Genomic DNA, 14,541 nt, shown 5'->3' on the forward strand with positions numbered 1-14,541 from the left:
AGAAGGCGGTACGGGATCGTGACGACACCCGGGCCTGCGGCAGCAGGGTCCATCGAAGGCAGGATCGCCGAGGAGCTCGGCGTACGGGAGCGGCAGGTGAGGGCCGCGGTCGAACTGCTCGACGGCGGTTCGACGGTGCCCTTCATCGCCCGCTACCGCAAGGAAGCGACCGAGATGCTCGACGACGCGCAGCTGCGCACGCTCGAGGAGCGGCTGCGCTATCTGCGGGAGCTGGAGGAGCGCCGGGCGGCGATCCTGGAGTCGGTGCGGGAGCAGGGCAAGCTCACCGAGGAGCTGGAGGAGCGCATCCGGGACGCCGAGACCAAGGCCCGGCTGGAGGACGTCTACCTGCCGTACAAGCCGAAGCGGCGCACCAAGGCGCAGATCGCGCGCGAGGCCGGTCTGGAGCCGCTGGCCGAGGGGCTGCTCGGCGATCCCTCGGTCGAGCCGCTCGCCGCAGCCACGGCGTTCGTGGACGCCGGCAAGGGCGTCGCCGATCCGCAGGCCGCCCTGGACGGGGCGCGGGCGATCCTCACCGAGCGGTTCGGGGAGGACGCCGACCTGATCGGCGAGCTGCGCGAGCGGATGTGGGTGCGCGGGCGCGTCGCCGCCAAGGTGCGGGAGGGCAAGGAGGAGGCGGGCGCCAAGTTCGCCGACTACTTCGACTTCACCGAGCCGTTCACCGAGCTGCCCTCGCACCGCGTCCTCGCCCTGCTGCGCGGCGAGAAGGAGGAGGTCCTGGACCTCGTCCTGGAGCCCGAGGAGCCCGCCGAGCCGTCGGCCTCCGCGTCGGCGGCGTCGTACGAGGGGATCGTCGCGGGCCGGTTCGGGATCGCCGACCGGGGGCGGCCCGCCGACAAGTGGCTGGCCGACACCGTGCGCTGGGCCTGGCGGACCAGGATCCTCGTCCACCTCGGCATCGACCTGCGGCTCAGGCTGCGCACGGCCGCCGAGGACGAGGCGGTGAACGTGTTCGCCGCCAACCTGCGCGACCTGCTGCTCGCCGCCCCCGCGGGCACCCGCGCCACGCTCGGCCTGGACCCCGGGTTCCGTACGGGCGTGAAGGTGGCCGTCGTGGACGCGACCGGCAAGGTCGTGGCGACCGACGTGATCCACCCCCACGTCCCGGCGAACAAGTGGGACGAGGCGATCGCCAAGCTGGCGCGGCTGGCGAAGGAGCACACGGTCGAGCTCGTCGCGATCGGCAACGGCACGGCGTCCCGGGAGACCGACAGGCTCGCGGGTGAACTGATCACCAGGCACCCGGAGCTGAAGCTCACGAAGGTGATGGTGTCGGAGGCGGGCGCGTCCGTGTACTCGGCGTCCGCGTTCGCCTCGCAGGAGCTGCCGGACATGGACGTGTCGCTGCGCGGCGCGGTCTCCATCGCCCGCCGGCTCCAGGACCCGCTGGCCGAGCTGGTGAAGATCGACCCGAAGTCGATCGGGGTCGGGCAGTACCAGCACGACCTGTCCGAGGTGAAGCTGTCGCGCTCGCTGGACGCGGTCGTCGAGGACTGTGTGAACGGCGTGGGCGTGGACGTGAACACGGCGTCGGCGCCGCTGCTGGCCCGCGTGTCCGGCATCACCTCCGGGCTCGCGGAGAACATCGTGGCGCACCGCGACGCGAACGGGCCGTTCGGCTCCCGCGGGGAGCTGAAGAAGGTGGCCAGGCTGGGCCCCAAGGCGTACGAGCAGTGTGCGGGCTTCCTGCGCATCCGCGGCGGCTCCGACCCGCTGGACGCCTCCAGCGTGCACCCGGAGGCGTATCCGGTGGTGCGGCGCATGGTGAAGACGTCGGGTCAGGAGGTGGCCGCGCTCATCGGCAACACCGGTGTGCTGCGTTCGCTGCGGCCGGGCGACTTCGTGGACGAGACGTTCGGTCTGCCGACCGTCTCCGACATCCTCAGGGAGCTGGAGAAGCCCGGCCGCGACCCGCGGCCCGCCTTCCGGACCGCCACCTTCCGGGAGGGTGTGGAGAAGATCGCCGACCTGTCGTCCGGGATGGTCCTGGAGGGCGTGGTCACGAACGTGGCCGCGTTCGGCGCGTTCGTGGACGTCGGTGTCCACCAGGACGGCCTGGTGCACGTCTCGGCGATGTCGAAGACGTTCGTCAAGGACCCGCGGGACGTGGTCAAGCCCGGTGACATCGTCAAGGTGAAGGTCCTGGACGTGGACATCCCGCGCAAGCGGATCTCCCTGACGCTGCGTCTGGACGACGAGGCGGCCGCGCCGCGGGAGGGCCGGCAGCAGGGGGAGTCCGGCGAACGCCGGCAGCGGGGCGGGCGCCCGCCGCAGCAGCGGCAGGGCCGCGGGGGCGGCGGCGGGGGCGGCGGCTCGCGCCAGGCTCCGGCGCCGACCAACAGCGCGATGGCCGACGCTCTGCGCCGGGCCGGATTGGTGGACCCCAAGAAGGGAAAGCGCTGACGGGCACGGCACCGCGCCCCTTCGGGGGCGCGGCGCGCCGTCAGTGTTCCGTCACCTTTCCGTCCGTCACCTCCAGGCGGCGGGTGACCTGGACCGTGTTCAGCATGCGGCGGTCGTGGGTGACCAGGATCAGCGTGCCCTCGTAGGCGGCCAGGGCCGATTCGAGCTGTTCGATCGCCGGCAGGTCCAGGTGGTTGGTCGGCTCATCGAGGATCAGGAGGTTGACGCCCCGGCCCTGGAGCAGGGCCAGGGCGGCGCGGGTGCGTTCGCCCGGCGAGAGCGTGGCCGCCGGGCGCAGCACGTGGTCGGCCTTGAGGCCGAACTTGGCCAGCAGGGTGCGGACCTCGGCGGGTTCGGTGTCGGGGACGGCCGCGGCGAACGCGTCCAGCAGCGTCTCGGGCCCGTGGAACAGTCCACGGGCCTGGTCGACCTCCCCGACCAGCACGCCCGAGCCCAGCGCGGCGTGCCCGGCGTCCAGCGGCACCCGGCCGAGGAGCGCGCCCAGCAGGGTGGACTTGCCCGAGCCGTTCGCGCCGGTCACCGCGACCCGGTCCGCCCAGTCGAGCTGGAGGGACACCGGGCCGAGGACGAAGTCGCCGCGCCGCACCTCGGCGTCCCTGAGCGTGGCGACGACCGCGCCCGAGCGGGGTGCCGCCGCGATCTCCATGCGCAGCTCCCACTCCTTGCGGGGCTCCTCGACGACCTCCAGCCGTTCGATCATGCGCTGGGTCTGGCGGGCCTTCGCGGCCTGCTTCTCGCTGGCCTCGCTGCGGAACTTGCGGCCGATCTTGTCGTTGTCGTTGCCCGCCCTGCGCCGGGCGTTCTTCACGCCCTTGTCCATCCAGGCGCGCTGTGTCTGGGCGCGGTCCTGGAGGGCGGCCCGCTTGTCGGCGTACTCCTCGTAGTCGTCGCGGGCGTGCCGCCGGGCGACCTCGCGCTCCTCCAGGTACGCCTCGTAGCCGCCGCCGTAGAGGTTGATCCGGCGCTGGGCGAGGTCGAGTTCGAGGACCTTGGTGACGGTGCGGGCGAGGAACTCGCGGTCGTGGCTGACGACGACGGTGCCCGCGCGCAGGCCGGTGACGAACCGTTCCAGGCGCTCCAGGCCGTCGAGGTCCAGGTCGTTGGTGGGCTCGTCGAGGAGGAAGACGTCGTAGCGGGACAGGAGGAGGGAGGCGAGGCCGGCGCGGGCCGCCTGGCCGCCGGACAGGGACGTCATGGGCTGGTCCAGGCCGACGGCGAGGCCCAGCGAGTCGGCGACCTCCTCGGCGCGTTCGTCCAGGTCGGCGCCGCCGAGGCCGAGCCAGCGCTCCAGGGCGGTGGCGTAGGCGTCGTCGGCGCCGGGTGCCTCGTCGACGAGGGCCTGGGTGGCCTCGTCCATGAGCCGCTGCGCCTCGGCGACCCCGGTGCGGCGGGCGAGGAAGGCGCGGACGGTCTCGCCGGGCCTGCGCTCCGGCTCCTGCGGCAGATGGCCGACGGTGGCGGTGGGCGGGGAGAGCCGCAGTTCGCCCTCCTCGGGTGCGAGGAGCCCGGCGAGCAGGCGCAGCAGCGTGGACTTGCCCGCGCCGTTGGCACCGACCAGCCCGATCACGTCGCCGGGCGCGACGACGAGGTCGAGCCCGGAGAAGAGGGAGCGGTCGCCGTGCCCGGCGGCGAGGTTCTTGGCGACGAGGGTGGCAGTCATCAGGGGGCCGATCCTAGTGGTCGGCCGGGAGCGGGGCCGGTGCGGCGGGCGGCCCGGGACCCGCGTGTGGGCGGCACCGGCCCCGCGCGTGGACGGAACGGGACGATCGCGAGCGGGCGGGGAGGCGTTCGGCTAACGTCCCGACGTGGACGCTGAGCCGAGTGACGAAGTGATCGTGGTCGGGGGCGGGGTCATCGGGCTGACGACGGCCCTGGTGCTCGCGGAGGGTGGCCGGCGGGTGCGGGTGTGGACGCGGGAGCCCGCGGGGCGGACCACGTCGGCGGTGGCGGGCGCGCTGTGGTGGCCGTACCGCATCCGGCCCGAGGAGCTGGTGGGCGAGTGGGCGCTGGTGTCGCTCGCGGTGTACGAGGGCCTGGCACGGCGGCCGGACGAGACGGGTGTGCGGATGGTCGAGGGGGTGCACGCGGGGGTGCGGATGGCCGGGCTCGGTCCGTGGGCGGCGCGGGTGCCGGGGCTGTGCGAGGCGGAGGCGGGCACGGGCCTCGCCGCGCGGCTCCCGCTGATCGACATGCCGGTCCATCTGGCCTGGCTGGGCGGGCGGGTGCGGGCGGCGGGCGGACGGGTGGAGCAGCGGGAGGTGACCGATCTCGCGGCGGTGCCGACCGCGGTGGTGGTCAACTGCTCCGGCCTCGGGGCGCGTCGGCTGGTGCCGGACCCGGCGGTGCGTCCGGTGCGCGGTCAGCTGGTGGTCGTGGAGAACCCGGGGATCACGACCTGGCTGACGTCGGCGGACGAGCGCTCCGACGAGTCGACGTACTTCTTCCCGCAGCCGGGCGGGCTGATCCTCGGCGGCACGGCGGAGGAGGACGACTGGTCGCTGGAGCCCGATCCGCGGGTGGCGGAGGAGATCGTCGCCCGGTGCGCCGCCGTACGGCCGGAGATCGCCGGGGCCCGGGTCCTGGAACACCGGGTCGGGCTGCGTCCGGTGCGCGACGCCGTACGGCTGGAGCGGCAGTCGCTTCCGGACGGCCGCACCCTGGTGCACAACTACGGCCACGGCGGCGCCGGGGTGACGGTGGCCTGGGGCTGCGCCGAACAAGCAGCAGCCCTGGCCTTCCCCACCTCACCTTGACCGGGAGCGCTCCGAAAAAGCGCCCAAAGGGGCGCGGGGCCGTATCAACATGCGGCTCCGCCGCGCGGGCGCGACAAGCCACGAAGAACCCGCAGCCGACGGACCCCACGCCCCCAGGGGGGTCACGCCCCCGGAACGTGACGGGAAAGGTGCGGAACTCGAACGCCCCCCGGATCCGCCGCCCCGCCGGAGGCAGCGGCGGTGCCCGACGTCGCACGGCCGAAGGCCGCCGCGCCGCCGACCAGCGGGAGCCGCGCCACGGTGCGGGACAGGTCCAGGGTGAGCGTCGGGCGGGTGGACGGCGGGTCGATCAGATCGCGGTCGGTGCCCGCGACGATCAGCGCCAGCCGATGCCCCTGCGGCACGACATGATCCGTGGCCGCGAGGTCGAGGGTGATCGTGTACGGCGTGCCCGGGGTGAGCGGGGCGCCCTTGCCGTCGGCGGTGCGGTGCCCGAGGTCGGCCCAGCCCCGGCTGATCACCGTACGGTCGACGTCGGCCGTCTTCGCGCGGGTGGTCAGGTAGCAGGCGCTGTCCTCGGCGGTGCTCCCGCCCCAGCAGGTGCGGTCGGTGAGCGTGGTGATGCCCTCGCCGGCGTCGCCGTAGTCGCGGACGGTGTCGGGGCCGACGTCGACGAGGACGGCGGAGAGGTGGGCCGTGGTGGTGGTCGGGGTCGCGGTGACGGTGACCCGTGAGGAGCCGGACAGGCGCAGGTCGGCGGTGAGGGGCCCGGTGGTGAAGCCGGCCTTCTCGGGGGTGGTGGTGTCGAGGTGCGCGGCCCAGTCGGTCTCGCTCAGCCGCGGATCGTCGGTGAAGGTCTCGGTGCCGGTCGCGGGGCGCAGGGCGAGGGTGCCGACGCCGGGGCGGGAACCGGTGGCGGGGTGCAGGGTGGTGGCGCGGGTGCCGGCCGGCGGCCACACGTCCGAGGTGACCCACTGGTCGGGCCGGCGTTCGATGTCGGCCATGGGCTCGCGGTCGATGCCGTTGTCGTAGCCGAGGAGTTCGTGGTCGAACCAGCGGTGCAGGGTGTCGACCCAGGCGCCCCTGCGGAAGTCGAAGGGGTCGACGTGGCCGGTCTGGGAGAGCCAGATCTTGCGCTCGACGCCGTGCGCGGCGAGGGCGTCCCACCACTGTCCCAGGTGCTTGGTGCGGACGTTGAGGTCCTGCATGCCGTGGGTGAGGAAGACGCTGGCGCGGACCTTGCCGGCGTCCTTGACGTAGTCGCGGGCGGCCCACAGGGCGGTGAGGTCGCCGGAGCGCGGGGCGCCGTCGACGAGTTCGCGCTGGACGGCGGCGCAGTGGGCGCGGGCGTCGTCGCTCTCGACGTAGTCGGAGAGCCAGTCGGGGCCCGAGCCGTAGAGCGGGGCGCCCTGGGAGAAGTAGTAGTCGTACCAGGAGGAGATGGCGCTGATCGGGACGACGGTCCGCAGGCCCTCGACGCCGGTCGCGGCGACGCCGTTGGCGATGGTGCCGTCCCAGCTCTTGCCGATCATGCCGGTGCGGCCGTTCGTCCAGGTGGCCCGGACGGTGGTGGTGCCGGTGCGGCTGGTGTAGGCGCGGGCGCGTCCGTTCAGCCAGTCGACGACGGCCTTGGCGGAGCGGATGTCGGAGGGGCCGCCGACGTCCACGCAGCCGTCGGAGCGGTTGGTGCCGGCGAGGTCGACACCGACGACGGCGTAGCCGCGGGGCACGAAGTAGTTGTCGTAGAACAGCGGCATCCCGGTGACGGTGCCCTGCGCGTCGTACGTCTTCAGCTGGCTCTCGTTGCCCCGGCCGCAGCAGGAGTAGTAGGGGCTGGCGTCCATGATGACCGGGATCTTCCGGCCCTGGCGGGCGGGTTCGCGGGGGCGGACGATGTCGGCGGCGACCCGGTCGGTGTGCCCGTCGCCGTCCGAGTCGAGGCCGGTGTCCACCCAGACGGACTCGCGGACGGCGTCGGTGTAGGAGTAGACGGGGCGGCTCTCCCGGGGTGCCGCGTGGGCCGCCACCGGGGTCAGCAGGGCGGCGGTGAGGGCCGCGACGGCCGCGGGCGCGAGCGTTCTCCAGGTCGTGAAGCGCGTGCGTATCGGCATGCGCGGGACGGTACCCCTGTCAACTCCCGTGCAGAAGAGGGCAGTCGGGCGTCCGCAGTGGCCGGGAACGGCCCCCGGGACGGGTGCGCCCGTGACGGCCGAATGGCGATCGTGTGACAGCGTCGGCCGTGGACACGTCAGAGGCCACAGGGGCTGAATAGGCTCCGGACAGACTTCTCGGCCCTACGACTTGGAGTTCTCGTGCACCGCAGATTCTTCGCGCCGGGCGTCCTCGCGGCCGCCTCGCTGCTGCTGGCGGTCCCGGCGTCGGCGGCGGACTTCGCCCCCGGCGCCCCCGGCATCGGCGACCCCTACTACCCGTACTACGGCAACGGCGGCTACGACGTCTCCCACTACGACGTCCGGCTCCAGTACCGGCCCGAGACGGACGAGTTGGAGGGCACGACCACGATCCTGGCGACCACCACGCAGGACCTGTCCAGCTTCGACCTGGACTTCCTGCTGGACGTCAGCGAGGTGCGGGTCGACGGCGCCAGGGCGGCGTTCACCACGTCCGGTGAGCACGAGCTGGTGGTGACACCGAAGAAGCCGCTGGCCAAGGGGACGCCGGTCACGGTCGTCGTCCGCTACACGGGGGTGCCGTCGACGAAGAGCGCGTACGGCTTCTCGACCTGGCACCGCACCCCGGACGGGGCCGTCGCGGCCGACGAGCCCGAGTCGGCGTGGTGGTGGTACCCGAGCAACGACCACCCGCTCGACAAGGCGACCTACGACGTGTCGGTGGCGGTGCCGGACGGCACCCAGGTGATCTCCAACGGCACGCTCCAGCCGACCGTGTCCAAGCTGGGCTGGACCCGCTGGTCGTGGCGCGAGAACAAGCCACAGGCGACCTATCTGACCACGCTGGCCGTCGGGAAGTTCGACATCACGACCGGCACCTCGGAGGGCGGTGTCCCGGTCGTCAACGCCTACAGCGCGGACCTCGGGGAGAACGACGGGGCGGCGCGGGCGAGCGTGGAGCGCACCGGGGAGCTCGTCGACTGGCTGAGCGGCTGGTTCGGGCCGTATCCGTTCGGCTCGGCGGGCGGGTACGTGCCCAACACGACCACGTCGTACGCGCTGGAGACGCAGACTCGGGTGTTCTACAGCCCCCGGCAGTTCGCCAAGGGCTCCAACACCTCGGTGGTCGTGCACGAGCTGGCGCACCAGTGGTACGGCGACTCGGTGTCGGTGAAGGGCTGGAAGGACATCTGGCTGAACGAGGGCTTCGCGTCGTACGCGCAGTGGCTGTGGTCGGAGCACGAGGGCGAGGGCACGGCGCAGGAGCTGGCCGACTACACGTACGCCTCGCACCCGGCGGACGACCCGTTCTGGACGGTGAAGCCCGGCGACCCGGGTCCTGACCACCAGTTCGACGCCGCGGTGTACGACCGGGGGGCGCTGGCGCTCCAGGCGCTGCGCAACGAGATCGGCGACGACGCGTTCTTCGCGATCCTGAAGGGCTGGCCGCGGCAGCACGCGTACGGCAACGCGTCGGTCGCCGACTTCGAGCGGTACGCCGAGCAGGTCTCCGGCCGTCCGCTGGCCGCCCTCTTCGACACCTGGCTGTTCCAGCCGGTCAAGCCCGCCGCACCGGCGGCCCGCACGGCCCGGCTCGCCACGGCCACCACGCCGGTGCCCCGGCCGAGGTCCTGGAAGCAGATCGAGTCCACCCACGACGTGCACGCGCACTGACCCGGGACGGCGATACTGCTGCGCATGACGACGCAGGCCGAGGAGCCGACCCTCACGATCGACGAGCTGGCCGCCGGGCCGGCGTCACGGTGCGCACGGTCCGCTTCTACGGCACCAGGGGGCTGCTGCCCCCGCCGGTGATCGGCCCCCGCCGGGTCGGCCGCTACGGCCCGGAGCACCTGGCCCGGCTCGCCCTGATCGAGGAGTTGCAGCACCGGGGCATGACGCTGTCGGCCATCGAGCGTCATCTGCGGCAGCTGCCGCCGGACCTGAGCGCACGGGACCTCGCCGTGCAGCGGGCCGTGGTGTCCTCCTGGGCCCCGGACACCACGGAGACGCTGTCCCGCGCGGAGCTGGAGCGCCGCGCGGGACGGCCGCTGGAGGGGACGGACCTGGACCGGCCGGCCGCGATGAACGTGGTCGAGCGGGACGGCGAGGCGTTCCGGGTCGACACCGGGCTGCTGCGGCTCGGCGTGGAACTGCCCGACGTGCCGTTCTCCCAGGAGACGGTCCTCGCGGCCCGCGCCGCCCTGACCGAGCACGCGCGGGCGGCGGCCCGGGAGCTGTCGTCGCTGCTGCGCGAGGCGGTCGCCGAACGCGACGCCCGGGACGTCAGGTCGCTCTCGGCGCACATGCGCCCGCTGGTGGTGCAGGCCCTGCTGACGACCTTCCAGCGGTCGCTGCGGGAGGAACTGCACGCGTGGCTCGCCCCGGAGGAGGGGTGAGCCACGCGCGGGTCCGTCAGCGTCCGTCGGTGAAGGTCTCGCCCTTCTCGGCCTTCTCCACCAGCAGGGCGGGCGGGGCGAAGCGCTCCCCGTAGCGCTCGGCCAGTTCGCGCGCGCGGGCGACGAAGCCGGGCAGTCCGGTGCCGGCGGCGCCCTCGTAGCCGTTGACGTACTGGAGCACGCCGCCGGTCCAGCCGGGGAAGCCGATGCCGAGGACCGAGCCGATGTTGGCGTCCGCGACGGAGGTCAGCACGCCCTCCTCCAGGAGCCTGACGGTGTCCAGCGCCTCGGCGAAGAGCATCCGTTCCTGCATGTCGCGGAACGGGATCTCCCGGCCGGGCCGCGTGAAGTGCTCGCGCAGTCCGGGCCACAGTGCGGTGCGGGTGCCGTCGGGGCCGTAGTCGTAGAAGCCGGCGCCGCCGCTGCGGCCGGTGCGTCCGAACTCGTCGACCATGCGGTCGATCACGGCCTCGGCGGGGTGCGCCGGCCAGGTGCCGCCCGCCTCCTCGACGGCCCGCTTCGTCTCGTTGCGGATCTTGCGCGGCAGGGTCAGGGTCAGCTCGTCCATCAGGGACAGCACCTTGGCCGGGTAGCCGGCCTGGGCCGCGGCCTGTTCGACCGACGCGGGCTCGATGCCCTCGCCGACCATGGCGACGCCCTCGTTGATGAAGTGGCCGATGACGCGCGAGGTGAAGAAGCCGCGCGAGTCGTTCACGACGATCGGGGTCTTGTTGATCTGCCGGACCAGGTCGAAGGCGCGCGCCAGGGCCTCGTCCCCGGTGCGCCCGCCCTTGATGATCTCGACGAGCGGCATCTTGTCGACGGGCGAGAAGAAGTGCAGTCCGACGAAGTCGGCCTGGCGCTCGACGCCCTCGGCGAGGGCGGTGATGGGCAGCGTGGAGGTGTTGGAGCACAGCAGCGCGTCGGGGGCGACGACGTGCTCGATCTCCTGGAAGACCTTGTGCTTGAGGGCCGGGTCCTCGAAGACGGCCTCGATGACGGCGTCGCAGCCGGCGAGGTCGGCCGGGTCGGCGGTGGGGGTGATCCGGGCGAGCAGCGCGTCCGCCTTCTCCTGGGTCGTACGGCCCTTGGCGACGGCCTTGGCGCACAGCTTCTCGGAGTACGCCCGGCCCTTGGCCGCCGCCTGCGGGGAGACGTCCTTGAGGACGACCTCGATGCCGGCGCGGGCGCAGGAGTAGGCGATGCCTGCGCCCATCATCCCGGCGCCGAGGACGGCCACCCTGCGTACCTGCCGGCGCTCGACGTCCCGGGGGCGGCTCGCGCCGGAGTTGACGGCCTGGAGGTCGAAGAAGAACGCCTGGATCATGTTCTTCGAGGTCTGCCCGACGGCCAGTTCGACGAAGTGACGGGCCTCGACGACCTGGGCGGTCTCGAAGTCGACCTGGGCGCCCTCGACGGCCGCGGCGAGGATGTTGCGCGGCGCCGGGTAGGGCGCGCCGTTCGTCTGCTTGCGCAGGTTGGCGGGGAAGGCGGGCAGGTTCGCGGCGAACCCGGGGTCGGCCGGGGTGCCGCCGGGGATGCGGTAGCCGGGCCTGTCCCAGGGCTGCCGCGACTCGGGGTGGGCGTCGATGAAGGCGCGGGCCTTGGCGAGCAGGTCCTCGCGCGTCTCGGCGACCTCGTGGACGAGGCCGTTGTCCCGGGCGCGGCTGGCGGTGTACTGGGTGCCCTGGAGGAGGACCTTGAGGAGGGCGTCGGCGATGCCCATCAGGCGCACGGTGCGCACGACTCCGCCGCCGCCGGGCAGCAGGCCGAGGGTGACCTCGGGGCAGCCGATCCGGGTGCCGGGGGTGTCGAGGGCGATGCGGTGGTGGCAGGCGAGGGCGAGTTCGTAACCGCCGCCGAGGGCCGCGCCATTGATGGCGGCGACGACGGGCTTGCCGAGGGTCTCGATGCGGCGCAGGTCGCGCTTGATCGCGAGCCCGCCGTCGAACAGCTCCTGTGCGGTCTCGGGGGTGACACGGATGAGGTCGCGCAGGTCGCCGCCGGCGAAGAAGGTCTTCTTGGCGGAGGTGACGATCACTCCGCGGATCGTGTCCTTCTCGGCCTCCAGGCGGTCGGCGACCGCGGCCAGGGACTCGCGGAACGCCTGGTTCATGGTGTTCGCGGACTGGTTGGGGTCGTCGAGGACGAGGGTGACGACCCCGGTGTCGTCCTGCTCCCAGCGGATGGTGGTGCTCTCGGTCATGACAGTGCTCTCCGTTGAGTGAAGTCTCTTGGTCCCGCGGGGAGTTCAGACGCGTTCGACGACGGTGGCGATGCCCATGCCGCCGCCCACGCACAGCGTGGCGAGGCCGTAGCGCCTGTCCTGGCGCTCCAGTTCGTCGACGAGGGTGCCGAGGATCATCGCGCCGGTCGCGCCGAGGGGGTGGCCGAGGGCGATCGCGCCGCCGTTGACGTTGACCTTGTCCAGGGACAGGCCCATGTCCTTCACGAAGCGCAGCACGACCGCCGCGAACGCCTCGTTGATCTCGACGAGGTCGATGTCGTCGATGGTCAGCCCGGCCTTGGCGAGGGCCTTGCGGGTGGCGGGGGCGGGGCCGGTGAGCATGATGGTCGGCTCGGAGCCGGAGACGGCGGCGGAGACGATCCGCGCGCGAGGGGTGAGTCCGTGGCGCTCCCCCGCCTCCCGGGAGCCGATGGCGACGAGGGAGGCGCCGTCGACGATGCCGGAGGAGTTGCCCGCGTGGTGGACGTGGTCGATCTTCTCCACCCAGTGGTACTTCTGGAGGGCGACGGCGTCGAAGCCGCCCAGCTCACCGATGTCGGCGAAGGACGGCTTGAGTCCCGCGAGGGAGTCGGCGGTGGTGCCGGGGCGCGGGTGCTCGTCGTGGTCGAGGACGACGAGGCCGGCGCGGTCCCTGACGGGGACGACGGAGCGCGCGAAGCGCCCCTCCTTCCAGGCGGTGGCGGCCCGCTCCTGCGAGAGGGCCGCGTACTCGTCGACGTCGCGCCGGGAGAAGCCCTCGATGGTGGCGATCAGGTCGGCGCCGATGCCCTGCGGCACGAAGTTGACGGCGAGGTTGGTCATCGGGTCGTTGAACCAGGCGCCGCCGTCCGAGGCCATGGGCACCCGGGACATCGACTCGACGCCGCCCGCGAGCACCAGGTCCTCCCAGCCGGAGCGCACCTTGGCGGCGGCCAGGTTGACGGCCTCAAGACCGGAGGCGCAGAAGCGGTTCTCCTGGACCCCGGCCACGCTGTCGGGCAGTCCCGCGGCGACCGCGGCGATGCGGGCGATGTCGGAGCCCTGGTCGCCGACGGGGCCGACGACGCCGAGGACGATGTCGTCGATCCCGGCCGGGTCCAGGTCCGGGAAGCGGTCGCGGATCTCGTGGATGAGGCCGACGACCAGGTCGATGGGCTTGGTGCCGTGCAGGGCGCCGTTCGCCTTGCCGCGGGCGCGCGGGGTGCGGATCGCGTCGTACACGTACGCTTCGGTGGTCACTGGGGGGCCTTTCCACGAGGGTTCGCTGGACGGTCTGCGGGGCCGGTGTTCAGCATGGGCACCCGGGGCGCGCGGTGCGCGGCGACGCGGCCGGGCGGGTACGGCTCCCGGCGGAGCCGGGGGGGCACGGGCGGGTTCCTCACGCGCCGTCCTTCCCCGCACCGACGGCGGGCGGGCCGGGCAGGTCCCAGTCGCGGGCGACGTCCTCGGCGCCCGCGCCGGGCAGGGCGGGGCCGGTGCGAACGGTGGTGGGGGTGGCGGAGAAGCGGGGCGCGGGGGCCGGCTGGGTGAGACCGCCGTGGTCGGTGAAGACGGCGCGGGCGGCGAGGTGCGGGTGACGCGGGGCCTCCCGCAGCGACAGTACGGGGGCCACACAGGCGTCGGAGCCGTCGAAGACGGCGGTCCAGGCGTCGCGGGTGCGGGTGCGGAAGCGGGCGGCGACCCGTGCGCGCAGGTCGTCCCAGCGGGCCGGGTCGTCGTGGGCCGGGGCCAGGTCGGTGAGGTCGAGCAGGCGCAGGAACTCCTCGTAGAACCGGCGCTCCAGGGGGCCGACGGCGACGTGTCCGCCGTCGGCCGTCTCGTAGGTGCCGTAGTACGGGCAGCCGCCGTCCAGGAGGTTGGCGCCGCGGCGGTCCTGCCAGGCGCCGGCGGCCAGCATGCCGTGGACCATGGCGGTGAGGTGGGCGGTGCCGTCGACGACGGCGGCGTCGACGACCTGGCCGGTGCCGCTCGCGCGGGCGTGGTGCAGGGCGGCGAGGACGCCGACGACCAGGTAGAGGGAGCCGCCCGCGTAGTCGCCGAGCAGGTTGGCGGGGGCGGGCGGGGGCTGGCCGGGGGCGCCGATCATGCCGAGGGCGCCGGTGACGGCGATGTACGCGATGTCGTGCCCGGCGCGGTCGGCGAGGGGGCCGTCCTGGCCCCAGCCGGTCATCCGGCCGTAGACCAGACGGGGGTTGCGGGCGTGGCAGGCGTCGGGTCCGACGCCGAGCCGTTCGGCGACGCCGGGCCGGTAGCCCTCGACGAGGACGTCGGCGCGCTCGGCGAGGTCGAGGACGCGGGCCGGGCCGTCCGGCGCCTTGAGGTCGACGACCACGGAGCGCTTGTTGCGGTTGGTGACGTCGTACGCCGGGTCGACGCCGATTCCAGGGCCGCCGGGCCGGTCGACGCGCACCACGTCGGCGCCGAGGTCGGCGAGGAGCATGGCGGCGAAGGGGCCGGGCCCGATGCCGGCGAGTTCGACCACGCGCACGCCCGTGAGCGGCCCCTGTCCCGGCGCCGGCGTCGCTGCCGTCGTCGTCATGCCGCCCCCAGTCGATGTGACACGAACGATGTGACACCAGTGATGCTAGGAAGGTGCTCCACCCGGCACAAGACCTGGGAGAGCA

General features: G+C 73.4%; 8 protein-coding genes and 1 pseudogene. 4 read left to right on the top strand and 5 right to left on the bottom strand.

Going from position 1 to position 14,541, the window contains the following annotated elements:
- Positions 1 to 18 precede the first annotated feature (18 nt).
- Positions 19 to 2,424, top strand: a complete 2,406-nt coding sequence (locus AB0F77_RS02285; protein WP_361939999.1) for a Tex family protein — start codon at positions 19 to 21, stop codon at positions 2,422 to 2,424.
- Between the two features lie 40 nt (positions 2,425 to 2,464).
- Here the strand turns inward: AB0F77_RS02285 and AB0F77_RS02290 are convergent, their stop codons facing one another.
- Positions 2,465 to 4,105 (bottom strand): ABC-F family ATP-binding cassette domain-containing protein, encoded by a 1,641-nt coding sequence (locus AB0F77_RS02290; RefSeq protein WP_361940002.1) that lies wholly within the window; start codon positions 4,103 to 4,105, stop codon positions 2,465 to 2,467.
- A 169-nt stretch (positions 4,106 to 4,274) separates the two neighbouring features.
- On the opposite strand from AB0F77_RS02290, the gene AB0F77_RS02295 reads away from it, so the two are divergent.
- Positions 4,275 to 5,198, top strand: coding sequence for an FAD-dependent oxidoreductase (locus tag AB0F77_RS02295; protein WP_361940564.1), 924 nt, complete (start codon positions 4,275 to 4,277; stop codon positions 5,196 to 5,198).
- A 122-nt stretch (positions 5,199 to 5,320) separates the two neighbouring features.
- Here AB0F77_RS02295 and AB0F77_RS02300 read toward each other — a convergent pair whose 3' ends face one another.
- Entirely contained in the window at positions 5,321 to 7,270 is a 1,950-nt protein-coding gene (locus tag AB0F77_RS02300) for a Xaa-Pro dipeptidyl-peptidase (RefSeq protein WP_361940005.1), read from the bottom strand.
- Between the two features lie 201 nt (positions 7,271 to 7,471).
- On the opposite strand from AB0F77_RS02300, the gene AB0F77_RS02305 reads away from it, so the two are divergent.
- Positions 7,472 to 8,965 carry a M1 family metallopeptidase gene (locus tag AB0F77_RS02305; RefSeq protein WP_361940008.1) on the top strand — a complete coding sequence of 498 codons (1,494 nt, stop codon included), beginning with the start codon at positions 7,472 to 7,474 and terminating at the stop codon, positions 8,963 to 8,965.
- Between the two features lie 24 nt (positions 8,966 to 8,989).
- A pseudogene (locus AB0F77_RS02310) lies at positions 8,990 to 9,690 on the top strand (MerR family transcriptional regulator).
- 16 nt (positions 9,691 to 9,706) lie between these two features.
- Here AB0F77_RS02310 and AB0F77_RS02315 read toward each other — a convergent pair.
- The 3 genes from AB0F77_RS02315 to AB0F77_RS02325 all read right to left on the bottom strand — a co-directional run bounded on the left by AB0F77_RS02315 (position 9,707) and on the right by AB0F77_RS02325 (position 14,456).
- A complete protein-coding gene (locus tag AB0F77_RS02315) occupies positions 9,707 to 11,896 on the bottom strand; it encodes a 3-hydroxyacyl-CoA dehydrogenase NAD-binding domain-containing protein (protein ID WP_361940011.1) in 2,190 nt (729 codons plus the stop codon).
- Between the two features lie 45 nt (positions 11,897 to 11,941).
- Positions 11,942 to 13,156: an acetyl-CoA C-acetyltransferase gene (locus tag AB0F77_RS02320; RefSeq protein ID WP_361940015.1), complete on the bottom strand. Its 1,215-nt coding sequence runs from the start codon at positions 13,154 to 13,156 to the stop codon at positions 11,942 to 11,944.
- Between the two features lie 139 nt (positions 13,157 to 13,295).
- Positions 13,296 to 14,456 carry a CaiB/BaiF CoA-transferase family protein gene (locus AB0F77_RS02325; protein ID WP_361940018.1) on the bottom strand — a complete coding sequence of 387 codons (1,161 nt, stop codon included), beginning with the start codon at positions 14,454 to 14,456 and terminating at the stop codon, positions 13,296 to 13,298.
- Positions 14,457 to 14,541: the final 85 nt, after the last annotated feature.

The sequence above is a fragment of the Streptomyces sp. NPDC026672 genome (genome assembly GCF_040638185.1).
In the GTDB taxonomy this organism is placed as follows: domain Bacteria; phylum Actinomycetota; class Actinomycetes; order Streptomycetales; family Streptomycetaceae; genus Streptomyces.

Excerpts from the sequence above, each read along its gene's own strand:
- AB0F77_RS02315 (WP_361940011.1), bottom strand. The coding sequence starts at position 11,896 with ATGACCGAGAGCACCACCATCCGCTGGGAGCAGGACGACACCGGGGTC.
- AB0F77_RS02325 (WP_361940018.1), bottom strand. The coding sequence starts at position 14,456 with ATGACGACGACGGCAGCGACGCCGGCGCCGGGACAGGGGCCGCTCACG.
- AB0F77_RS02290 (WP_361940002.1), bottom strand. The coding sequence starts at position 4,105 with ATGACTGCCACCCTCGTCGCCAAGAACCTCGCCGCCGGGCACGGCGAC.
- AB0F77_RS02300 (WP_361940005.1), bottom strand. The coding sequence starts at position 7,270 with ATGCCGATACGCACGCGCTTCACGACCTGGAGAACGCTCGCGCCCGCG.